Annotated in this window: 13 protein-coding genes and 1 other RNA gene; 11 read left to right on the top strand and 3 right to left on the bottom strand. The window is 53.2% G+C overall.

All coding sequences use genetic code 11. The annotated features are described in order from the left end of the window. Positions 1 to 147: 147 nt before the first annotated feature. The 6 genes from thrA (at position 148) to QZ310_RS10045 (ending at position 10,820) form a co-directional block, all read left to right on the top strand. The gene (gene thrA / locus QZ310_RS10070; protein ID WP_297072378.1) at positions 148 to 2,580 is read left to right on the top strand and encodes a bifunctional aspartate kinase/homoserine dehydrogenase I; all 2,433 of its coding nucleotides are present in this window, start codon (positions 148 to 150) and stop codon (positions 2,578 to 2,580) included. Positions 2,581 to 2,595: 15 nt separating this feature from the next. Continuing rightward, a complete protein-coding gene (locus QZ310_RS10065) occupies positions 2,596 to 3,834 on the top strand; it encodes a cofactor-independent phosphoglycerate mutase (protein ID WP_297072377.1) in 1,239 nt (412 codons plus the stop codon). A 43-nt stretch (positions 3,835 to 3,877) separates the two neighbouring features. Beyond that, positions 3,878 to 5,182, top strand: a complete 1,305-nt coding sequence (thrC, locus tag QZ310_RS10060) for a threonine synthase (RefSeq protein ID WP_297072376.1) — start codon at positions 3,878 to 3,880, stop codon at positions 5,180 to 5,182. A gap of 165 nt (positions 5,183 to 5,347) precedes the next feature. Continuing rightward, positions 5,348 to 7,210, top strand: coding sequence for a methylmalonyl-CoA mutase small subunit (gene mutA / locus QZ310_RS10055; protein WP_297072375.1), 1,863 nt, complete (start codon positions 5,348 to 5,350; stop codon positions 7,208 to 7,210). A 28-nt stretch (positions 7,211 to 7,238) separates the two neighbouring features. Then, entirely contained in the window at positions 7,239 to 9,374 is a 2,136-nt protein-coding gene (gene scpA / locus QZ310_RS10050) for a methylmalonyl-CoA mutase (protein WP_297072374.1), read from the top strand. A gap of 276 nt (positions 9,375 to 9,650) precedes the next feature. Further along, the gene (locus QZ310_RS10045) at positions 9,651 to 10,820 is read left to right on the top strand and encodes an iron-containing alcohol dehydrogenase (RefSeq protein WP_297072373.1); all 1,170 of its coding nucleotides are present in this window, start codon (positions 9,651 to 9,653) and stop codon (positions 10,818 to 10,820) included. 175 nt (positions 10,821 to 10,995) lie between these two features. Here QZ310_RS10045 and QZ310_RS10040 read toward each other — a convergent pair whose 3' ends face one another. Next, positions 10,996 to 13,053 carry a YgiQ family radical SAM protein gene (locus QZ310_RS10040; RefSeq protein WP_297072372.1) on the bottom strand — a complete coding sequence of 686 codons (2,058 nt, stop codon included), beginning with the start codon at positions 13,051 to 13,053 and terminating at the stop codon, positions 10,996 to 10,998. Positions 13,054 to 13,068: 15 nt separating this feature from the next. After that, positions 13,069 to 15,168 (bottom strand): excinuclease ABC subunit UvrB, encoded by a 2,100-nt coding sequence (uvrB, locus tag QZ310_RS10035; protein ID WP_297072371.1) that lies wholly within the window; start codon positions 15,166 to 15,168, stop codon positions 13,069 to 13,071. A 302-nt stretch (positions 15,169 to 15,470) separates the two neighbouring features. Here uvrB and QZ310_RS10030 point away from each other — a divergent pair, with 302 nt between their 5' ends. Beyond that, positions 15,471 to 17,474, top strand: coding sequence for a KUP/HAK/KT family potassium transporter (locus tag QZ310_RS10030; protein ID WP_297072370.1), 2,004 nt, complete (start codon positions 15,471 to 15,473; stop codon positions 17,472 to 17,474). 803 nt (positions 17,475 to 18,277) lie between these two features. Here QZ310_RS10030 and ahpC read toward each other — a convergent pair. Then, positions 18,278 to 18,844 carry an alkyl hydroperoxide reductase subunit C gene (gene ahpC / locus QZ310_RS10025; protein ID WP_297072369.1) on the bottom strand — a complete coding sequence of 189 codons (567 nt, stop codon included), beginning with the start codon at positions 18,842 to 18,844 and terminating at the stop codon, positions 18,278 to 18,280. Positions 18,845 to 19,255: 411 nt separating this feature from the next. Here ahpC and QZ310_RS10020 point away from each other — a divergent pair, with 411 nt between their 5' ends. The 4 genes from QZ310_RS10020 to ssrA all read left to right on the top strand — a co-directional run bounded on the left by QZ310_RS10020 (position 19,256) and on the right by ssrA (position 23,277). Continuing rightward, positions 19,256 to 20,752 carry a HAMP domain-containing sensor histidine kinase gene (locus QZ310_RS10020; RefSeq protein ID WP_297072368.1) on the top strand — a complete coding sequence of 499 codons (1,497 nt, stop codon included), beginning with the start codon at positions 19,256 to 19,258 and terminating at the stop codon, positions 20,750 to 20,752. Between the two features lie 6 nt (positions 20,753 to 20,758). Further along, positions 20,759 to 21,466, top strand: a complete 708-nt coding sequence (locus QZ310_RS10015) for a response regulator transcription factor (RefSeq protein ID WP_297072367.1) — start codon at positions 20,759 to 20,761, stop codon at positions 21,464 to 21,466. A gap of 186 nt (positions 21,467 to 21,652) precedes the next feature. Further along, positions 21,653 to 22,687 carry an alpha/beta hydrolase gene (locus tag QZ310_RS10010; RefSeq protein ID WP_297072366.1) on the top strand — a complete coding sequence of 345 codons (1,035 nt, stop codon included), beginning with the start codon at positions 21,653 to 21,655 and terminating at the stop codon, positions 22,685 to 22,687. A 191-nt stretch (positions 22,688 to 22,878) separates the two neighbouring features. Then, positions 22,879 to 23,277, top strand: a transfer-messenger RNA (tmRNA) gene (ssrA, locus tag QZ310_RS10005). Positions 23,278 to 23,552 lie beyond the last annotated feature (275 nt).

Below are 23,552 nucleotides of genomic sequence, written 5' to 3'. Positions count from 1 at the left end.
AACAAAAACATTGGTTTGGACGAATAAATTTGCTTAATTTTGCCCCAAAATTAAACAACTGTTTGTAAAGTTACGTCGCCGCTACCGGAATGAATGGTCTGCAGACCCTGAAAGCGGAAACGGCAAAAAATTTTTTCAACCCACAAAATGAAAGTATTAAAATTTGGCGGGACATCCGTAGGTTCCGTAAACAGTCTCCTTAATCTTAAGGAAATCGTCGAAGGTCAATCAAAACCGACCATAGTTGTAGTGAGCGCCCTCGGAGGCGTGACAGACCTTCTAATCAAGACAGCCCGGACAGCCGCCGACGGCAATGAAGACTACCGGGAACTTTTCGAAAGCATAGTCACACGTCATCACGATATAATCGCCGGAGTGATTACCGACAGGACCGGGGAACTTCTGAAAGAAACCGACACACTCCTCGCCGAACTGTCATCAATCTATCAGGGTGTCTACCTCATCCGTGACCTAAGTCCAAAGACCCAGGCGGCAATCGTCAGCTATGGCGAACGCCTCAGCAGCCGCATCGTCGCCCGCCTGATAAGCGGAAGTATGCTCCACGACTCGCGCGCATTCATCAAGACCGAACGCAAACACGGTCGCCCCGTCCTCGACAGTGAACTGACCCGTTCGCTTGTTGTCGAGGAGTTCCGCCCCGAAGTCCTCGGCGAACGCATCCACGTGGTCCCCGGCTTCATCAGCACTGACAAACATTCCGGCGAGGTGACCAATCTCGGACGCGGAGGCAGCGACTACACCGCATCAATCATCGCCGCCGCGCTCGATGCCGAGGCCCTCGAAATCTGGACCGACGTGGACGGCTTCATGACCGCCGACCCGCGCGTAATCCCGACCGCCTACACAATCAACTCCCTTAGCTATGTCGAAGCAATGGAGCTGTGCAACTTCGGTGCAAAGGTCATCTATCCCCCGACAATATATCCCGTCTGCGTCAAGAATATCCCCATCCGCGTCAAAAACACCTTCAATCCCTCCGCTCCGGGGACTGTCATCCGCAACGATGTCGAGGATGACCGCAAACCCATCAAGGGTATCTCAAGCATCAACGGGACCTCACTCATAACCGTCACCGGCCTCTCGATGGTCGGCGTCATCGGTGTCAACCGCCGAATCTTCACCGCGCTTGCCGACAATGGCATATCGGTCTTCATGGTCAGCCAGGCATCGTCGGAAAACTCGACCTCCATCGGTGTGCGCGACGAGGATGCCGAAGAAGCCATCCGTGTGCTCAACCATGAATTTGCAAAGGAAATCGAGGAGGGAGCCATGTTCCCCATGCACGCCGAGAGCGGCCTTGCAACAGTCGCAATCGTCGGCGAGAACATGAAGCACACCCCCGGCATAGCCGGAAAGCTTTTCGGGACCCTCGGACGCAGCGGCATCAGCGTCATAGCCTGTGCGCAGGGTGCGAGCGAGACCAACATATCGTTCGCCGTCCACGGCGACTATCTGCGCAAGTCGCTCAACGTCATCCACGACTCTTTCTTCCTCAGCGAATACAAGGAACTCAACCTCTTCATCTGCGGCATAGGCACTGTCGGCGGAATGCTCATCGAGCAGATACGCAGCCAGCAGGAGAAACTGCGCCGCACCCACCGCTTGAAACTCAACGTCGTCGGCATCGCGTCGAGCCGCCACGCCATCTTCTCCCGCACCGGAATTGACCTTTCAAGCTACCGCGAGCAGCTTGCGGCAAGTCCTGAAAGTTCGCCCGAACGCCTCTGCGAAGAAGTAGTCGGAATGAACATCTTCAACAGCGTGTTCGTCGACTGTACCGCAAGCCACGAGGTGGCCGGACTCTACCAGACATTCCTCAACCACAATATATCGGTCGTCGCCGCCAACAAGGTCGCAGCGTCAAGCAGCTACGAGACATACCGCAGCCTGAAGGATACTGCCCTCAGCCGTGGTGTGAAATTCCTCTTCGAGACCAACGTTGGCGCAGGTCTGCCAATCATCGGCACCATCAACGACCTCATCTCGTCGGGCGACCGCATCCTGAAAATCGAAGCCGTCCTCAGCGGTACGCTCAATTTCATCTTCAACGCCATCTCGGCCGACATCCCCTTCTCGGAGACAGTCCGTCTGGCCAAGGAGATGGGCTACAGCGAACCGGATCCACGCATCGACCTCAGCGGTCAGGACGTGATTCGCAAACTCGTCATCCTCACCCGCGAGGCGGGCTACAAAGCCGAGCAGGAAGAAGTCGAGAAACATCTCTTTATCCCTGCGGAACTATTCGAGGGTTCACTCGAAGATTTCTGGAAACGTCTGCCCGAACTGGACGCAGATTTCGAGGAGCGCCGCAAGGTGCTTGAAGCCGAAGGGAAACGCTGGCGCTTCGTTGCCCGCATGGAGAAAGGCCGTATGAGCGTAGGACTGGAGGCTGTCGACAGCCGTCACCCCTTCTACGGACTCGAAGGCTCCAACAATATCGTCCTTCTCACCACCGAACGCTACCGCGAATACCCGATGCTCATCCAGGGCTACGGTGCAGGAGCGGAGGTCACCGCCGCAGGCGTGTTTGCCAACATCATGTCGTCGGTCAACAACTAAGAGGAGGCTCACATCATGAAACATCTTATCATCCTTGGCGATGGAATGTCGGACCATTCCATCGCCTCACTGGGTGGCAAAACGCCACTGCAGTATGCCTCCACACCCGCTCTTGACCGTCTTGCAGCCGAAGGTCGCTGCGGTCTGCTCGTGACCGTCCCAGAAGGTTTCGCCCCCGGAAGCGAAGTTGCCAATACAGCCATCCTCGGCTATGACCTCAATGAGGTCTACGAAGGCCGCGGACCGCTCGAAGCCGCAAGCATCGGCTACGAGATGAATCCTGAGGATATGGCCATGCGCTGCAATATCATCACTCTCGGTAAAGGAGGAGAAATCGCCAATCACCACGGCGGCCACCTCACAACCGAAGAGGGAACGGAACTCATAGAATATCTCGACAAGCATCTCGGCAACGAACGTGTGAAGTTCATTCCCGGCATCCAATACCGTCATCTCCTTGTCGTCAAAGGTGGAAACAAGCACATCACCTGCGCTCCGCCACATGATAACCCGGGCAAACAGTGGCGACCGCTGCTCATCACTCCGGATGCAGATGCTCCGGCCGAAGATGGCCGCATGACTGCCGAGGAAACAGCGGAACTGCTCAACGACCTCATCCTCCGTTCGCAGCAACTTCTCGCCGACCATCCGATAAACATGAAGCGTAAGGCAGAGGGCAGGCTTACCGCCAACTCAATCTGGCCCTGGAGTCCCGGCTACCGTCCGCGCATGTTGACTTTGCAGCAGATGTATCCTGCAATCAAGACCGGGGCAGTGATTTCAGCAGTCGACCTCATCCGTGGCATCGGCCACTACGCGGGATTGCGCACAATAGTTGTACCCGGAATGACCGGTCTCGCCGACACTAACTATGAAGGGAAAACCCAAGCCGCTATAGACGCTCTGCGCACCGATGACTTTGTGTTCCTCCATCTCGAAGCCACCGATGAAGCGGGTCATGACGGCGACATCGAGCTTAAGACCCGCGCGATAGAGTATCTCGACAATCGCGTAGTCGCCCCCATTCTCCGCGAACTCTCGACATGGGACGAACCCGTGAGGATTGCCCTCCTCCCCGACCATGCCACCCCCGTGGAGAAGCGCATCCATATCGCCGAACCTGTCCCCTTCGTCATCTACACCCCCGATGGCACCCCCGACGCAGTCCTCACCTACGATGAAGCAAGCTGCGCCCAAGGCTCCTACGGCACCCTCCGCCTCCAGCAGTTCATGAAAGAATTCATGAGCGAATAACCCCACTCTACACTCTACACTCTACACTCTATACTCAAAAAAAATGAACTACTACAGCACCAACCGCCAGGCTCCCGAAGCCACACTCGAAGAGGCCGTCGTCAAAGGTCTCGCTTCGGACCGTGGTCTATATATGCCCGAACATATCAAAGCTCTCCCAAAAGAATTTTTCGACACAATCGACACCCTTTCCTTCCATGAAATAGCCTGCCGCGTGGCCGAAGCATTTTTCGGTGACGACATACCCAAGGAAGACCTCGACCGGATTGTCTGCGACACACTCGCCTTCGACTGCCCTGTTGCGGAAGTCGAACCTGACATCTACAGCCTCGAACTTTTCCACGGCCCTACCCTCGCTTTCAAAGATGTCGGCGCCCGCTTCATGGCCCGTCTGCTTCAATATTTCATCAGAAAACGCGATGATTCCCGCGAGGTCAATGTGCTTGTCGCCACGAGCGGCGACACAGGCTCGGCCGTTGCCAACGGCTTCCTCGGTGTCGACGGCATCCACGTCTATGTCCTCTACCCCAAAGGCAAAGTAAGCCCGATTCAGGAATGTCAGTTCACCACCCTCGGACGCAACATCACCGCCGTTGAGGTCGACGGTGTGTTTGACGACTGCCAGCGTCTCGTAAAGAGCGCATTCATGGACGAGGAACTTTGCAATAAGATGGTCCTCACCTCCGCCAATTCAATCAACGTCGCCCGCTTCCTTCCGCAGGCATTCTACTATTTCAACGCCTACGCACGGATGAAAGCACTCGGCAAGGCCGATGAGTTGGTCATCAGCGTACCCAGTGGAAATTTCGGCAACATCACTGCCGGACTTTTCGCCCACCGCATGGGTCTGCCCGTCAAACGCTTCATCGCAGCCAACAATGCCAACGATATTTTCTACAATTATCTGCTTTCCGGTGTCTACAGCCCCAAGGCGAGTGTCCAGACCATAGCCAATGCGATGGATGTCGGCGACCCGAGCAACTTCGCCCGCATCCTTGACCTCTACGGCAACTCCCACGAACGCATCACGTCACTGATTAGCGGTGCCACCTACACCGACAGCCGGATTCGCGAGACAATGCTTGACTGCTACCGCCACACCGGCTACATCCTTGACCCTCACGGAGCCTGCGGCTACCGCGCCCTCAAGGAAGGCCTGCGCGAAGGAGAGACAGGAGTATTCCTCGAAACAGCCCATCCCGCCAAATTCAAAGAAACAGTCGAATCAGCCCTCTCAGCAGAAGTCGCCATCCCCGACCGCCTCGCCGCCTTCATGCAAGGACGCAAACAATCCACCCCAATGACCGCCGACTTCGCTGACTTCAAAGCCTATCTGATGGGCAGATAAATAATCGCCTGAATAAAGTCATTTCTTCCAACTAAAGCGCCCTTAGAGGCGCTTTTTTCTTGTTATTTTCTTTGCTGTTAAGAAGTTTACAATTATCTTTGCACTACAAATTTACTGACATATCGGTTAACCTGAACCTGATACAGAATATTTAATACCATTATCATGGCAGAAAAGAAAGAAAAATTGTTTGAACAGTTTCCTCCTATCTCCACCGCAGAGTGGAAAGCTAAGGTGGAAGCTGACCTGAAAGGCGCACCTTTTGACAAAAAATTAGTGTGGCGCACCAACGAAGGCTTCAATGTGCAGCCGATGTATCGTCTGGAGGACATCGAAGACTTCAAAACCACCAACTCTCTCCCGGGAGAATTCCCCTACGTCCGCGGAACCCGCACCGACAATGACTGGCTCACCCGTCAGGAAATCATTGCCGACACTCCCGCCGAAGCCAATCAGAAGGCTCTCGACGTTCTCACCAAGGGCGTGACCTCCCTCGGATTCCACATTGAGGAACCCACTGTAGAAACCCTCGAAATCCTTCTCAACGGCATTGACCTCTCGAAAGTCGAGATTAACTTTGCCTGCTGCATCAAGAAAGCGCTTCCCCTCACCAAGGCTCTCGTAGACTATGTGACAGCCAACGACTGCGCTGACTGCTTCAAGGGTTCAATCGACTTCAATCCCTTCCGCAAACCGCTCCGCAAGGGTGTGGCATTCGATGCCGACAAGCTCACCGCAATGGCTTGCGAAATTCTCGATGCCGCTCAGGATGTGAAGAACCTCCGCGTCCTCTCTGTCGACAGCGACATGCTCGGAAACGCCGGCGCATATATTTTCCAGGAACTCGGCTATGCTCTCGCTTGGGGCGCACAGTGGATGACCCTTCTCACTGAAGCCGGCCGCAGCGCCGACGAGGTGGCTGACCGCATCAAGTTCAACATGTGTGTCTCGTCCAACTTCTTCATGGAACTTGCCAAGTTCCGTGCAGCCCGTATGCTCTGGGCGCAGATTGTGAAGCAGTATGGTGCATCCGAAGCAGCAGCCAAGATGATGGCCCACGCCGTCACCTCGCGCTTCAACCAGACTCTCTACGACGCACACGTCAACCTTCTCCGCAGCCAGACAGAGGCTATGTCGGCAGCACTCGCAGGCGTTGACTCAATCACAGTCACTCCCTTCGATGTTCCCTACAAGACTCCCGATGAATTCTCGGAGCGCATTGCCCGCAACCAGCAGTTCCTTCTCAAAGAGGAGAGCCATCTCGACAAGGTCATCGACCCCGCCGGTGGCAGCTACTATGTAGAGACCCTCACCGTGGCTATCGCCAAGGAAGCATGGAAACTCTTCCTCGAAGTTGAGGACGAAGGCGGTTTCCTCGCTTGCTGCAATGACGACAAGGTTCAGAAGGCTATCCGCGAAAGCGCTGAAAAGCGTCACACCGACGTTGCCCGCCGCAAGGAAATCCTTCTCGGTACCAACCAGTATCCCAACATCAACGAAATGGCAGCCGACAAGATTGTCGAACTCAAGGGTTCGCTCTCATGCGCATGTGGCAACCACGGTGATGCCTGTGAGGCTCCCGCCGGTCTTCCCACCAAGCGTGCCGCCAGCGATTTCGAGTCGCTCCGTCTCGAAACAGAAGCAGCTTCCAACCGTCCGAAGGTCTTCATGCTCACAATCGGCAACCTCGCAATGCGTCTTGCCCGTGCGCAGTTCTCGACCAACTTCTTCGGTTGCGCCGGATATGAGATTATCGACAACCTCGGTTTCGACACCGTGGAAGCAGGCGTTGACGCAGCTCTCGAAAAGGGTGCTGACATCGTGGTACTCTGCTCGAGCGACGACGAATATGCCGAACTCGCTCCCGCAGCGTTCAAGTATCTCGACGGCCGTGCAGAATTTGTGGTAGCAGGCGCTCCCGCATGTACCGACGACCTCAAGGCCATCGGCATCAACGATTTCGTTCATGTGCGCTGCAACGTCCTCGACACCCTCCGCGCCTTCAACGCAAAATTACTCAAGAAGTAAATCGTCAACCCCCACATATATATAAGACATGAAACCGAATTTCAAAGAAATCGATATTGTAAAAGATGCTTTCGGTGAGCAGCACGTTCCCGAAACTCAGGGGGAAGACTGGCTTACCCCCGAACTTATCCCGGTAAAGCCCATCTATACCAAGGAGGACCTCGAAGGTCTCGAACACCTCAACTACGTTTCAGGTATCCCTCCCTTCCTCCGTGGCCCGTACAGCGCCATGTATCCCCTCCGTCCCTGGACCATCCGTCAGTATGCCGGATTCTCGACCGCAGCTGAATCAAACGCCTTCTACCGCCGCAACCTTGCTTCGGGACAGAAGGGTCTGTCAGTGGCATTCGACCTTGCCACCCACCGTGGCTATGACGCAGACCACGAACGTGTGGTTGGCGACGTAGGTAAGGCCGGTGTGTCAATCTGCTCGCTCGAGGACATGAAGGTGCTCTTCGAAGGTATTCCCCTGAACAAGATGTCAGTCTCGATGACAATGAACGGTGCCGTTCTTCCCGTCCTCGCTTTCTACATCAACGCAGGTCTCGAACAGGGTGCCAAGCTCGAAGAGATGGCCGGTACAATCCAGAACGACATCCTTAAGGAATTCATGGTGCGTAACACCTATATCTACCCGCCGGAATTCTCGATGCGAATCATCGCCGACATCTTCGAGTACACCTCGCAGAATATGCCCAAGTTCAACTCTATCTCCATCTCAGGCTACCACATGCAGGAAGCCGGTGCTACTTGCGACATCGAGCTTGCCTATACTCTCGCCGACGGTCTCGAATATCTCCGCGCAGGTATCAACGCAGGCATCGACATCGACGCTTTCGCTCCCCGTCTGTCATTCTTCTGGGCTATCGGCATGAACTACTTCATGGAGGTTGCCAAGATGCGTGCAGCACGTCTGCTCTGGGCTAAGATCGTTAAGCAGTTCAATCCGAAAAACCCCAAATCGCTTGCGCTCCGCACACACTCGCAGACTTCAGGTTGGTCACTCACCGAACAGGACCCCTTCAACAACGTAGGCCGTACCTGTATCGAGGCTATGGGTGCCGCTCTCGGCCACACCCAGTCGCTCCACACCAACGCGCTTGACGAGGCCATCGCCCTCCCGACCGATTTCTCGGCCCGTATCGCCCGCAACACCCAGATTTACATCCAGGAGGAAACCATGGTCACCAAGCAGGTTGACCCGTGGGGCGGTTCCTACTACGTTGAGGCTCTCACCAACGAGATTGCTCACCGTGCATGGGAACACATCCAGGAAATCGAGAACCTCGGCGGTATGGCCAAGGCTATCGAGTCTGGTCTGCCCAAGATGCGTATCGAAGAAGCTTCGGCCCGCACTCAGGCCCGCATCGACTCAGGCCGTCAGACCATCGTCGGTATCAACAAGTACCGTCTCGACCACGAAGATCCCATCGACATCCTCGAAATCGACAACACCGAGGTGCGCAAGGACCAGGTGGCACGTCTCGTTGACCTTAAGGCACACCGAGACGAAGCAGCAGTCAAGAAGGCTCTCGAAGCAATCACCGAATGTGTACGCACCAAGGAAGGCAACCTCCTCGACCTCGCTGTCAAGGCTGCCGGTCTCCGTGCCACCCTCGGCGAAATTTCCGATGCCTGCGAAGAGGTCGTAGGCCGTTACAAAGCAGTAATCAGAACCATTTCAGGAGTGTACTCATCAGAAACCAAGGCTGACCCCGACTTCGTGAAGGCTCAGCAGATGTGTGAAGAATTCGCCAAGCGCGAAGGTCGTCAACCCCGTATCATGATTGCCAAAATGGGTCAGGACGGACATGACCGTGGTGCAAAGGTTGTAGCTACCGGCTATGCCGACTGCGGTTTCGACGTCGACATGGGTCCCCTCTTCCAGACCCCTGCAGAAGCAGCCCGTCAGGCAGTTGAAAACGACGTCCACATCCTCGGTGTATCGTCACTCGCAGCCGGTCACAAGACCCTCATCCCGCAGGTTATCGAAGAGCTCAAGAAGCTCGGTCGTGAGGACATCCTCGTGACTGCCGGTGGTGTTATCCCCGCTCAGGACTACGACTTCCTCTACAAAGCAGGTGTTGCAGCCATCTTCGGCCCCGGCACACGCATCCCCGTGTCAGCAATCAAGATGCTCGAACTCCTCGAAGCTGAAGAATAAGCCCCGAACACAAGCCTTAACCAAAAGGCATATCCAATAAAAACCAAACCTTGCAGAGACACACATCACTGCAAGGTTTGATTTTTTAGGGACAAAGCCATCAGGCTTTTATTAGGCTTGTTGGGCCTATTAGGCTTATTAGCCTTATTTGACCTATTGGGCTTATTGGGCCTAATAAGTCAAATAGGCCCAATAAGCCTAATAAGAACTAAAAACTCAAAAACTGACAACTAAAAACTGACAACTAAAACTAAAAACTCAAAACCAAACTCCCCCATGAACAACTTCACTTTCTGCACTCCCACCCGCTATGTCTTCGGCAAAGGAACCGAAGAGAAAGCTGCCGAGCTGGCCAAGGCTGCCGGATGGCAGCGCATCATGCTCGTCTATGGCGGACAGTCTGCAATCCGCAGCGGTCTTCTTGACCGCGTGAAAAAATCGCTCGATGCTGCCGGACTCCCCCACATTGAACTTGGCGGTGTAAAGCCGAATCCTACCGACGACAAAGTATATGAGGGAATCGAGCTCGGACGAAAAGAGAACGTCGATGCAATCATCGCCGTCGGCGGCGGTTCCGTAATCGATACCGCAAAGGCCATTGCCTGCGGCATCCCCTACTCCGGCGACTTCTGGGACTTCTATTGCGGCAAAGCGACAGTCAGCGAAGCTCTGCCCCTCGGCGTGATTCTCACCATCCCTGCTGCCGGAAGTGAAGGCAGCGGCAACTCTGTCATTACCAAACTCGACGGCCTGCGCAAACTCTCGCTCCGCACCGACACGGAACTTCGTCCGAAGTTCGCCTGCCTCAATCCCGAACTCACTTTCACTCTTCCGCCCTATCAGACCGCAAGCGGCATCGCCGACATGATGGTCCACATCATGGAGCGCTATTTCTCACCCACCGAACAGGTGGAGGTGACCGACCGTCTCTGCGAAGGATTGCTCAAAGCAATCATAGAGGAGGCTCCAAAGGTAATCGCTGAGCCTGAGAACTACGACGCCCGTGCCAACATCATGTGGAGCGGAACCCTCGCCCACAACGGCATCTGCGGCTGTGGCCGACAGGAGGACTGGGCATCACACTTCATCGAACATGAGCTGAGTGCGCTCTACAATGTCACCCACGGAGCCGGACTTGCAGTCATCACACCCGCATGGATGACCTACGTTGCTGAAATCAAGGCCGCAAAAGTCGCTCAGTTCGCACGTCGTGTCTTCGATGTGACTGAAAGCGATGAAATGAAGGCAGCGACAGAAGGCATAAGCCGTCTGCGCGACTTCTTCCGCTCAATTGGTCTTCCTGTGACCATGAAAGAACTCGGCATCGAGAACCCCGACATCGAGCTTCTCGTCAAGAAACTCCACGAAAACAAAGGCCCGAAAATCGGAGGCTATATCCAGCTTGACTCCACCGCAACAGAGGCAATCTTCAAGCTTGCGATTTAGTTTTTGAAGTTTTTGAGGCAAGCATCAGCCTCAGCCACTATCAGCCTCAGCAGCCCAGAGCCCTATCGGGCTTATTTGACTTATCAGGCCTATTGGGCCTATTGGACTTATTGAAATTTATAAGTCAAATAGGCCCAATAGGCCTGATAAGGCTAATAAGCAAGGCAAACCTTCATCAGCGGCGGGGGCCTTTGGGGGCTGATTTTGAGTTTTTATGGGAAGTATCTTTTATGTTTTTGCGGGAATTGGAATCCTTGCCGGATTTTCCTGAATGGTCCGGGGTCCATGCCGGGCGCCCGATGGTATTCCCGAACAATTTGTTGAGAATATCCGGGCGGTGGAGGCGCTGGAGGGAACGGGTGATGTCGGGGCGGTAGGCGCGGTCATACCAGAAGAAATATTTGCGCTGGGCGAGTTTCTCTTCAGGGGTAGTTGCGGTGAAGATCTTTTCGCCGGTGTAGGGATGGTAGCCGGTGTAGTATATCTCCGTCGAGAGGGTCATGGGCGTAGGGGTAAAATCCTGCACCTGTTCGAGATGCAGGTTCAGTTCCTTGGTCTCCGCCGCAAGCTCGGCCATGTCCACCTCATGACAGGCGGGATGGGAGGATATAAAATAAGGTATGAGTTGCTGTTTCAGACCGTGGCGCGAGTTGACGGTATCGAAGAAACGGTTGAACTCATGGTAGAGCTGAAATGATGGCTTGCGCATCATGTTCAAGACCGTGTCCGAAGTATGCTCCGGGGCTACCTTCAACCGTCCGGACACATGAGAGGTAATCAGCTCCTCATTATACTGCCGGTTGGCCGCATCAATCCGGCTGTCGCCGGTGCGGTGCATGGAGAGGTCGTAACGCACACCACTGCCGATGAAGGATTTCTTAATCCCGGGGACGGCATCTATGGCATGATACAGTTCAAGAATCGGACGGTGGTCGGTGTTGAGATTCGGACAGACCTTCGGATGCAGACATGATGGTTTCAGACACTTCTCACATACCGAAAGGTTCTTTCCCCCCATGCGGTACATGTTGGCACTCGGGCCTCCGATGTCACTGAGATAGCCTTTGAAATCGGGCATCTGTGTGACTTGACGGACCTCACGGAGCACGGATTCCTTGCTGCGCGAGGCGATGAATTTTCCCTGATGGGCAGAGATGGTGCAGAACGAACAGCCCCCGAAACAGCCACGGTGGATATTGACCGAATGGCGTATCATCTCGTAGGCGGGAATGCGCTTATCCTTGTAGCGTGGGTGAGGAAGACGGGTATACGGGAGGTCAAATGAAGCATCAATCTCACCGGTCGTCATCGGAGGATACATTGGGTTGACCTTCACCCAGAAACCATTGTGGAGTTGCCAGAGAGTCTTGCCGTGCATGGCGTTGCTCTGCTGCTCTATGTGTTTGAAATTCTCGGCTTGAAGACGCTTGTCGCGCAGACAGTCGGCAAAGGAATGGAGCACAATGTCATTCTCCCCCGCATTGAAATCCGCCTCCGGAATCCTCACGACCGTCTGCGGAAGGTCGCGGAGCGAAGCGATATGCTCGCCTGCATCAAGCCTGCGCGCGATGTCGAGAATGAATTTCTCACCCATGCCATAGCTTATCATGTCGGCCTCGCAATCAGCGAGAATCGACGGGCGCAGCTTGTCCTGCCAATAGTCATAGTGGCTCAGACGCCGCATCGAAGCCTCGATTCCACCGGCTATGATAGGAGTGTCGGGGAAAAGCTCACGCAATATTTTTGAATAGACAATCGTAGGATAGTCGGGACGCGCACCGTGACGGCCACCGGGGGTATAGGCATCATCGCTGCGACGGCGACGCGCCGCAGTGTAGTGGTTGACCATCGAGTCCATCGCACCGGCCGACACACCGAAAAACAACCTCGGCGCACCGAATTTCTTGAAATCACGTAAATCGTCCTGCCAGTTGGGCTGCGGCACGATTGCCACATTGTAGCCCGCATCCTGAAGGACACGACCAAGCACCGCCGCTCCGAACGAAGGATGGTCGACGTAGGCATCGCCGGTGAAAAGCACCACATCCACATGGTCCCACCCGAGGGCTTTCATCTCCTTCACGCTCGTCGGGAGGTAGCGGTCGAGAGGGGGATATACCAGTTGGGAAGATGCTGATTGCTGCTGCGGAGCCGATTTCGGTTTCTGCTCTGAAACCGCTTTCGGCTGATGCGCGCGAGTTGAGTTTGATATATGTTTTTTCGATTGATTCATGACAGGATATTTTGTTTACTCCGCCGGCATTTTCGCCAACTGCTCCTCCATGGCAAGGATTTCGTCGCGCATACGGGCGGCCTCGATGAAATCCATGCGCTTTGCGGCATCGACCATCTCCACGCGGCGTTTGGTGATGAGCTTCTGGAGCGCATCGGCCGACAGATATGGCATGACGGGATCGGCAGCAAGGTTGACCTTCGTACTGTATTCCTCCGCGTAGGGCACAGGGGCAGAGGAGCGCCCGGTCTTCGGCTGTCGCGACGGGGAGGCGGCGCGCGAACGTGCAGCCTTGAGATTGTCGGCTGTCTCGTCCTCTGTTTCGAGTCCGATGATTGAATTGCGGGCCTTGATGATAGCCTGAGGCGTAATGCCGTGTTCCTCATTGTAGGCAAGCTGTACGGCTCGGCGACGTGCAGTCTCGTCGATGGTCTGCTGCATGGAGTCGGTAATCTTGTCGGCATACATGATGACCGTTCCGTTGAGATTTCGGGCCGCACGACCGACTGTCTGCGTCAGCGAACGGTGCGAACGCAGGAATCCCTCCTTGTCGGCATCAAGGATGGCAACAAGCGAAACTTCCGGCAAATCAAGACCTTCACGAAGAAGATTGACACCCACAAGCACGTCAAACTCTCCGGCGCGCAGACCGTCGAGAATCTTGATGCGGTCGAGGGTATCGACATCGCTGTGGATGTATGCAGTCTTGATGCGCAGACGGGTCAGATAGTCGTTGAGTTCCTCGGCCATGCGCTTGGTGAGGGTGGTGACGAGCACACGCTCGTCGCGCTCGATGCGCTCGTTGATTTCATGCAACAGGTCGTCAATCTGATTGAGCGACGGACGCACCTCAATTATCGGGTCGAGCAAGCCGGTCGGGCGGATAATCTGCTCAACCACCACACCCTCGCATTTCTCCAGTTCGTAATCAGCAGGAGTGGCGCTGACGTAGAGCACCTGGGGTGTCAACCTCTCGAATTCCTCGAATTTAAGCGGGCGATTGTCAAGAGCGGCAGGAAGACGGAAACCATACTCCACAAGGTTCATCTTGCGCGAGAGGTCGCCGCCATACATCGCACGGCACTGCGGGAGCGTCACATGGCTCTCGTCAATAATCGTGAGGAAGTCTTTCGGGAAATAGTCGAGAAGGCAGAAGGGGCGCATACCGGGCTGACGTCCGTCGAAATAACGGCTGTAGTTCTCGATGCCGGAGCAATGACCAACCTCGCGAAGCATCTCGACATCGTAGGTGACACGTTCGAGCAGTCGCTTGGCCTCCAGTTCCTTGGCCTCGCGCATGAAATAGTTGTACTGCTCGCCGAGGTCAAGTTCAATCTGACCGATGGCCGAGCCCATGCGTTCGGGGGAGGTCACGAAGAGATTGGCGGGATAAATCTGGAAAATGTCGTGGGTGCCGAGCGATGTGTTGTCGGATGGATGAAGGGTCTTGATCGACTCTATCTCGTCGCCCCAGAAGGTGACGCGCACAATGATTTCCTCGTAGGCCAGACGAATGTCGACCGTGTCCCCCTTGACACGGAAAGTGCCTCGGGAAAGCTCCATCTCATTGCGGGAATAGAGCGACCCCACGAGCGAACGCAGAAATTTATTGCGGGTTATCTTCTGACCGACTTTCACCGTGACGACATTGCTGTCGAAATCCTCCGGATTACCCATACCGTAGAGACAGGAAACCGAAGAGACAACCACGACATCCTTGCGTCCGGAGAGCAGGGCAGAGACTGTGGCAAGACGGAGTTTCTCAATCTCATCGTTAATCATGAGATCCTTCTCGATGTACTTGTCGACGGTCGGGATGTAGGCTTCCGGCTGATAATAGTCATAGTACGACACGAAATACTGCACCGAATTGTTCGGGAAAAATCCCTTGAACTCGCTGTAGAGCTGTGCCGCGAGGGTCTTGTTGTGGCTTAGGATGAGAGTGGGCTTCTCGACCTGTTGGATGACATTGGCCATCGTGAAGGTCTTACCCGAACCGGTGACACCGAGGAGGGTCTGCGCCTTCTCCCCGGCACGGATACCGGCCACAAGCTGCTCGATGGCCTGCGGCTGGTCGCCCGTCGGTTTATATTGTGAAGATAACTGGAAATTCATAACTTACAAAATTACGAAAATATACCGTAATCTCCAACAGACAGTTTTCTCATTTCAAAAATTTTAAGATGGCGTTTGCATTATCGCACCATTTCGCGACTTTCACGCCGTAACTTTGCAACATCAACACAATCCCCCAATTCCCCTTGAAAACAATCTGAAATCATTCACCCTCCAAACCCTCCTCACCATGCCAGAAATCAGAACCGACAGCGAAAATCTCCACTCCAAGGAGCAGACCAGAACAAATCATGCAAGCCGATGGTTATATAAGGATAATTTACCGATTATTCACCATCATTATGCAGTCATCAGCACAAACTTCGTCACCCCATATCCACAAAGTCACAATGGCGGCCCTCCTTGTGACCATAGGCATCGTATTCGGCGACATCGGCACCTCACCACTCTATGTGATGAAGGCCATAATTGGTGTGAACCCTCAATTTGACCCCGACTATGTCATCGGAGCCGTGTCATGCGTGATATGGACACTCACCTTGCAGACAACGCTTAAATACGTCGTCATCGCACTGCGGGCCGACAACAAGGGCGAAGGTGGCATCCTTGCCCTCTACTCCCTCATCAAAGGCCTGAAAAAGCATTGGATTTATGTCCTCGCCGCAATCGGTGCAAGCGCACTCATCGCCGACGGAGTGATAACACCGGCCATGACCGTCACCTCTGCCATCGAAGGCCTCCGCGACCTCAACCCCACGGCACCCGTCCTGCCGATTGTGGTGGTCATCATCTCGGCAATCTTCCTTGTCCAGCCACTCGGCACAAAGGCCATCGGAAAATTCTTCGGCCCATTCATGCTTGCATGGTTCCTGATGCTCGGAATACTCGGAACCGCTCATCTTGCCGACCACTGGGCGATAATGAAAGCGTTCAATCCCTGGTATGCAGTCCGCCTGCTCATCGACTATCCCGGATGGTTCCTCATACTCGGCGCAGTCTTCCTCTGCACCACCGGAGCCGAGGCCCTTTATTCGGACATGGGTCACTGCGGCCGCCTGAACATCACCTACAGTTGGCTGTTCGTGAAACTCATGCTCATCCTCAACTATCTCGGACAGGGAGCATGGATAATCGCACAAGGCAGCAGCTTTTCCGACACTGTCAACCCATTCTACGGAGTGATGCCCGGATGGTTCCTCCCAGCGGGAATCGTTATGAGTACCGGAGCGGCAATCATTGCAAGCCAAGCGCTGCTGAGCGGTTCGTTCACGATTTTCAGCGAGGCCATGAGCCTTGATTTCTGGCCACGACTGCGCATCAAGTACCCATCGACACTCAAAGGACAGCTCTATATCCCGATGGTCAACTGTTTCCTCTACATCGGCTGCCTGCTCACCGTCCTGCTTTTCCGCACTTCCGGCCACATGGAGGCTGCCTACGGACTGGCAATCACAATCACCATGCTCATGACGACGGTGCTTCTTGCGCTCTATCTCCGCCATCGCGGTGCAAAGCCCTGGACAGTCGGGCTCTTCACGGTGACTTTCACACTGATTGAAGGTGCGTTTTTCGTCGCCAACATGTTCAAGTTTGTCCACGGCGGATGGTTCACGCTTCTTATTGCAGGACTCGTATGTGCAGTGATGCTCGTATGGCGGAGAGCCACAGTCATACGACGCAAGTTCATCGAATACCGCCCATTCAGCCAATACACCGACATCATCACCGACATCAAGAATGACCGTGAGATACCGAAGTATTCATCCAACGTTGTCTATCTCAGCCGTTCGCCGAAAGCCGACGAGGTCGAGTCAAAGCTCATCTACTCCATAATCAACAAGCAGCCCAAACGCTCCGACCACTACTGGATCATGCGTGTGGAGTTCACCGATAGCCCCGACACTCTCGAATATGAGCGTCAGATAATCATCCCCGGAACGCTCACGAGCCTCAATTTCCGTCTTGGATTCAGAGTGGAGCCTCAGCTAAGTGTCTATCTCCGTCAGGCCATCGAGGATATGGTCGGAGAGGGCCTGATTGACCTGACAAGCACCTATCCGTCACTGCAGTCACATGGAATCGCCGGTGATTTCCGCTTCATCATCATCCACAGGATATTCTCGCCGTCGAGTCAATGCAACGGCTCGGATCGGATACTGATGAATCTCCACGCAATCCTGCGCAAGATGGAGCTCAGCGCCGGGAAGGCTTTCGGACTTGACACGAGCACACTGAAAGTCGAGACCGTCCCCCTCATCATCAACACCCGCTCCCCCCGCCGCATCAAGCGCATCGAATCGGAGGAAATCATGTCTGAGCGAGCGGATACAGAAACAACTGCCTGAGAAGAGATACAAAAGAGAAAAACCTGTCCGGGAAGAGATAATCTGTCTGGGAAGAGATACAAAAGAACAAAAGGGATACAGAAGTAACAGAAGGATATGATTTTGAATATCCCGAACCGAAGGAACAGACATACAATGCAAATAGCTGTCACAGCTCCGCGGTGCTCCAATGTGCTCCGATGTACACCGATATCCCTGAACGAGATCCGCAAATATCAGCGGGTGTCCGCAGGACACCGATTTCTCCGTAACCCGGTACATCGAGCGCAGCGACGATGTGCCGGGCAGATGGCCTGCTAATAAAAATGGTGTCCGTAGGACACCGATTTACCGGTCTGAAAAGATTCGCGCCGTAAATCGATGTCCTCCGGACATCAACGCTCTTGTTTTATTCCATTCCCGGCACATCTTCGCTGCGCTCGATGTACCGGGTTACGGAAAAATCGGTGTCCTGCGGACACCCGCTACCCTATTCATCTACCTATCCAACCCGCATTCCTCATCCTCTCCTCATCATACCTCCACCTCCTCACCACACTCCCTCCCCGCACCATCTCTATACTACCCATCATACTACTCCCCTATCTATACACCCCATCATATATCCACCACTCATCCCTACTATATTGCGATTGCAACAATACGTCCGGATAAAAAACACCAAAAGCCAAGGAAGATGAGTCTAAGACTCATCTTCCTTGGCCAATAATCTTTTGAGCGGGATTAATTCAATCCCCTAACCAATATTCCTGTGATTGGATCTTACCGACAAGATGATTAAATCTTATCTACAAGCAATATAATTAGATCTTACCTACAAGATCAATACCGGGCTTAAGGGTTTCTTTACCGGGTTTCCAACGGGCCGGGCAAACCTGATCGCCGTGCTGGGCTACGAACTGTGCGGCCTCAAGCTTACGGAGAAGCTCTTCGGCGTTACGGCCGATACCGTTGTCCTGAACCTCAGCAATCTTAATCTTACCCTCGGGATTGATGACGAAGGTGCCTCTGTACGACATGAAATCGTCAGGGTTCAGCACTCCGAAATATTCCGAAAGAACACCGGTCTTATCAGCCAGCATAGGGAATTTAACCTTCTTAATTGAATCGCTGGCATCGTGCCATGCCTTGTGGGTGAACTGGCTGTCGGTGCTTACACTGTAGACCTCGGCTCCAAGTTCCTTGAACTTATCGTAGTTCTCGGCCATATCGACCAATTCGGTAGGACATACGAAAGTAAAGTCCGCAGGATAGAAGAAGAGGATTGACCATTTGCCTTTGAGGTCAGCATCGGTCACTTTTTTAAAATCACCGTCGACAAATGCTTCGACGGAAAACTGGGGGATTTCCTGATTGATGATTGTCTGCATAATTGGTATTATGTTTTTTAGTAGTTTATGTGTTTATCACAGTTTGGCCGGGAAAGACGCGTTGGATTGTCGGCGCCTCCATCCCGGCCGCCATATAAAACAACGCTCACCCACAAAATTTGGTTCGTCTTCGCCACTACAGGGCTTTTTACTTAAAATTATCACAACTTCAAGTATTATAAATAGTTAAAAGGACGGTTTTAAATATAATAATGTCAACTATGTGGGAAAACCCGTTGGATTATTCACATTTTTATGTTAATTTTGACGCAAAATGTTAACGCGATTGAAACTTGTTTGAAAAATTTTACAACAATTATACATTGCAATTGTTAACATATTAAATATCCACACAAAGTTCATGGCGCTACCCCCTGAAAGGGGACGCACGATATACTTACAAAAGAGAGAATGAAAAAGTCAACTATCTGGTTCCTTACCATAATAATGGCACTCACATTCATAGGACTGCTTTATATACAGATAATGTATATGAACAACATGAAGAAGATGCGTGACGACCAGTTTGCCGAGGGAGTGAAACGCTCTCTCTACGCTGTCAGCACCCGGCTGGAGCAGGACGAGACAAAGCATTTTCTCGAAGAGGATATGGCCACGATGGACACCCAGTTCATCCCACGCACAAATGCCGACGGAACAGTTGACATGAACTACAACTTCACCACCTCCGACGGCACCAACTACGACCTAACTCTCAAAGGAAGCGTCGACAAACCCAAGAGCAACAGCTCAATGCGCGAAATCATGCGCGGCAAGTATCTCTATCAGAAGGGACTGCTCGACGAAGTCATCTTCAGCATCATCACCCAGTCGAGCAACCGCCCGATAAGCGAACGTGCCGACTCAGCCGAAGTGCGCAGCTACCTACGCTCGGAGCTCGACAACAACGGATTGACCCTGCCGTTTGAATTCGCCGTTGTCAACCGCGTCGGCGGAATCGTCTATCGCTCGGAAGGTTATCACCCGACACTGAGCGACGAGAACTCAATGTTCATCCAGACGCTCTTCCCCAACGATCCGAAAAACAAGATGTATTACCTGAAGGTCTATTTCCCGACCAAGAGCGACTATATCTTCGGGTCGATACGCTTCATGATACCCTCGTTTATCTTCACCTTCATCCTGCTCGTGACCTTCCTCTGCACCATCATCCTCGCCTTCCGCCAGAAGAAGCTCACAGAGATGAAAAATGACTTCATCAACAACATGACTCATGAATTCAAGACCCCCATCTCGACCATCTCGCTTGCAGCCCAGATGCTCAACGACGGTGCAGTCCTGAAATCACCGGCCATGCTGTCACACATATCGACCGTCATCAACGACGAAACCAAGCGCCTGCGCTTCCAGGTCGAGAAAGTGCTTCAGATGTCGATGTTCGAACGTCAGAAAGCCACCCTCCGCCTGCAGCATGTAGACGCCAACGTGCTCATCGCCAACATCACCTCGACTTTCAAGCTTAAGGTCGAGAAGTATGGCGGAAAGATCGAGGCCGTCCTTGATGCAGAAGACTCTACCGTCAATGTCGACGAGATGCACTTCACCAACGTCATCTTCAACCTTCTCGACAATGCTGTCAAGTATCGCCGCGAGGAGGAACCGTTGAAGCTCACGGTGAGCACACGCAACGTCAGCGCCCACGGTGTCGAGAAGATAGCCGTCACCATCGGCGACAACGGCATCGGCATGAAACGCGAGGACCTGAAAAAGATTTTCGAGAAGTTCTACCGTGTCTCCACCGGCAACCGCCACGACGTGAAAGGCTTCGGCCTCGGTCTGGCCTACGTCAAGAAAATGGTGGGCGAACTCGGAGGCGAAATTAGTGTCGACAGCGAACTTAATGTAGGAACAAAATTTATAATAACATTACCAATAACTAAAAACTAAAGAACTATGGAAGAACGTTTGCGCATACTACTTTGCGAAGACGACGAGAACCTCGGTATGCTCCTCCGCGAGTATCTTCAGGCCAAAGGTTTCAACGCCGATCTCTTCGCCGACGGGGAAAGCGGCTACAAAGCATTTCTCAAGGGGAAATATGATCTCTGCGTCCTTGATGTGATGATGCCCAAAAAAGACGGTTTCGCACTCGCTCAGGAAATAAGAACCGTAAACTCGGAAGTGCCCATCATCTTCCTCACAGCCAAATCGCTCAAGGAAGACATTCTCGAAGGATTCAAAATCGGTGCGGATGACTACATCACCAAACCGTTCTCGATGGAGGAACTCGTGTTCCGTATCGAAGCCATCCTCCGCCGCGTGAAGGGCAAGAAAGGCAAGGAAATCACAATGTACAAGATCGGCAAGTTCACCTTCGATACCCAGAAGCAGGTGCTGCTTATCGACGACAAGGTGACCAAGCTCACAACCAAGGAATCGGAACTCCTGAGCCTCCTCTGCGCCCACGTCAACGAAATCCTCGAACGCAATTTCGCGCTCAAGACAATCTGGATCGACGACAATTACTTCAACGCCCGCTCGATGGACGTCTATATCACCAAGCTCCGCAAGCACCTCAAAGACGACCCCTCGATCGAGATCATCAACATCCACGGCAAGGGCTACAAGCTCATCGCCCCGGAACTTGAATCGTCGAACTAACCGACAAGCGACCCGTCAACCCCGTAAGAATTCATACACACAAACCCCACAATTTTGACCGGCCCGATGCCTCCTGCTCAGACAGGCGCCGGGCCGGCAATTTGTATCCACCAAGCCGGTAGAGGAAATATCCCTCGAAAAAATGCCGACGGCCTCCGAATGCACTACACACTTACAGAATCTCCTATGCAAAGACATACATTGCGCACCCTTCTCGCACTAATCCTCGTTAGCATCACACTGCAGCTCTCCGGACAGGTTTCGGACCGATGGGTTCCCGACATCCTCGGCGACGGCTACGAGATGCGCCATATCGAACAACCCGACGACTACACGGGGCCTGTCATCTCGACGGTCATCCGCAAGCTCGTCACCCCGAGAATCGACAGCACGACCGTCAACCGCGGCGTGCTCTATGTCCACGGATTCAACGACTATTTCTTTCAAGCCGAGATGGGCGACCGCTTCGTCGAGCACGGCTACAACTTCTATGCCGTCGACCTTCGCCGCTACGGACGTTCACTCGTCAAGGGCGACAAGCCGTTTGACATACGCGACATGTCGTCATACTTCCAGGACATCGACTCCGCGCTCGTCATCATGAAGCGTCAGGGCATCACCGAAATCATCCTCATCGGCCACTCCACCGGCGGACTGACATCGGCCTACTTTGAAAGCCGCTGCCACCCCGAAGCCATCAAGGCCCTAATCCTCAACAGCCCCTTCCTCGATTGGAACCTCGGTTGGAAAGAGAGGCTGATTCCTGCAATCTCACTCCTCGGGAAGATATGGCCAAGCTTCAAAATCAGCCAAGGAATGTCGACCGCCTACGCCGAAAGCCTGCTCAAACAGTATCACGGAGAGTGGACATATCGCACGGACTGGAAATTCATCCAGTCGCCACCCGTGACTGCCGGATGGGTGCGCGCCATCACCCGCGCACAGAAAGCCCTGCGCAACGGCAAGGCCGACATCAGGATTCCCGTCCTGCTGCTGTATTCTTCCGCCAGTGTCGATGGTTCGGACTGGACACCCGAACACAACCGCGCCGACGGAGTGCTCGATGTCAAGGACATAAAGAAATATGGCATGGAGCTGGGTCCCGACGTGACCTGCGCGAAAGTCGAAGGTGGAATGCACGATCTCGTCCTCTCGGCAAAGGATGTGCGCGAACCGCTCTACCGTTACATCTTCGCCTGGCTTGCACGGAAAGGATTGTAGGCGCAACAGATATGAGTCAATGGAGTACGGTAATTGCGCCCGCGCAAAAGTTAATTAGAGTTAAAAACAAATGATTATTTGCATCATCTACGATTTAGCGCTATCTTTGCAGACTAATAGCGCCATACCGCACGGCATGAAATAGAGATTTCTTGTCTGTCAGGCGCGATTACCTCACTACAGAAACCTACGGGGCTGACCGGTTTTGACAGCGTGTAGAGGTGGTGAGTAAGCATGCAGAGCAATGATGGCTACGCTCTTAAATCAGGGACATCAAAATTTCAAATGGCGAAAACAACTACGCTCTCGCTGCTTAATCGAAGTACAGTAGATTAGCTTTATCTCCGCAACAGTTGCAGAGACGAGACATCACCCGATTGTCCTTTTTCCGAGACGGATCGAACAGGTGGTGCAGTTAAATCGGAAATATGGCGACGAAAGCCTCGCGACTCGCCGAGAAACTTAGAGGATAAGGTCGAGATTGGTCGTTTCTTGCCTGTCTCAACTCGAAAACCAAGTAGAAACTAAGCATGTAGAAAGCTCATTAGTTCCACGTTTGGACGAGGGTTCAAATCCCTCCAGCTCCACCCCTACTAATCACCAACCGTTATATTAAAGGTTGGTGATTTTCTAATTGAATGGTGCTCAATGAGATAAGTCCAATTGTGGTATTGACTTTTTTAATTGAGATTAACGCCACTGGGTTACTAACTCCACCCTCAACCACAAATTTGTTAGAACATTTGTTAGAACAAATATTGAGGGTGTTCAGCCAGTAACTAATATCGTTACTCACTGCTAAACGATAAAAAACAAATGGCAGTAATCAATTTTACATTCACCACCTCTCCACAGGGTTATAAAG

The organism is uncultured Duncaniella sp. (assembly GCF_910577345.1).
Lineage (GTDB): Bacteria > Bacteroidota > Bacteroidia > Bacteroidales > Muribaculaceae > Duncaniella.
This window is presented reverse-complemented; position numbering and strand designations above follow the sequence as displayed.

Bases quoted from the DNA above. Each gene is read 5' to 3' on its own strand.
- thrA (WP_297072378.1), top strand. From the start codon at position 148: ATGAAAGTATTAAAATTTGGCGGGACATCCGTAGGTTCCGTAAACAGT.
- QZ310_RS10065 (WP_297072377.1), top strand. From the start codon at position 2,596: ATGAAACATCTTATCATCCTTGGCGATGGAATGTCGGACCATTCCATC.
- thrC (WP_297072376.1), top strand. From the start codon at position 3,878: ATGAACTACTACAGCACCAACCGCCAGGCTCCCGAAGCCACACTCGAA.
- mutA (WP_297072375.1), top strand. From the start codon at position 5,348: ATGGCAGAAAAGAAAGAAAAATTGTTTGAACAGTTTCCTCCTATCTCC.
- scpA (WP_297072374.1), top strand. From the start codon at position 7,239: ATGAAACCGAATTTCAAAGAAATCGATATTGTAAAAGATGCTTTCGGT.
- QZ310_RS10045 (WP_297072373.1), top strand. From the start codon at position 9,651: ATGAACAACTTCACTTTCTGCACTCCCACCCGCTATGTCTTCGGCAAA.
- QZ310_RS10040 (WP_297072372.1), bottom strand. From the start codon at position 13,053: ATGAATCAATCGAAAAAACATATATCAAACTCAACTCGCGCGCATCAG.
- uvrB (WP_297072371.1), bottom strand. From the start codon at position 15,168: ATGAATTTCCAGTTATCTTCACAATATAAACCGACGGGCGACCAGCCG.
- QZ310_RS10030 (WP_297072370.1), top strand. From the start codon at position 15,471: ATGCAGTCATCAGCACAAACTTCGTCACCCCATATCCACAAAGTCACA.
- ahpC (WP_297072369.1), bottom strand. From the start codon at position 18,844: ATGCAGACAATCATCAATCAGGAAATCCCCCAGTTTTCCGTCGAAGCA.
- QZ310_RS10020 (WP_297072368.1), top strand. From the start codon at position 19,256: ATGAAAAAGTCAACTATCTGGTTCCTTACCATAATAATGGCACTCACA.
- QZ310_RS10015 (WP_297072367.1), top strand. From the start codon at position 20,759: ATGGAAGAACGTTTGCGCATACTACTTTGCGAAGACGACGAGAACCTC.
- QZ310_RS10010 (WP_297072366.1), top strand. From the start codon at position 21,653: ATGCAAAGACATACATTGCGCACCCTTCTCGCACTAATCCTCGTTAGC.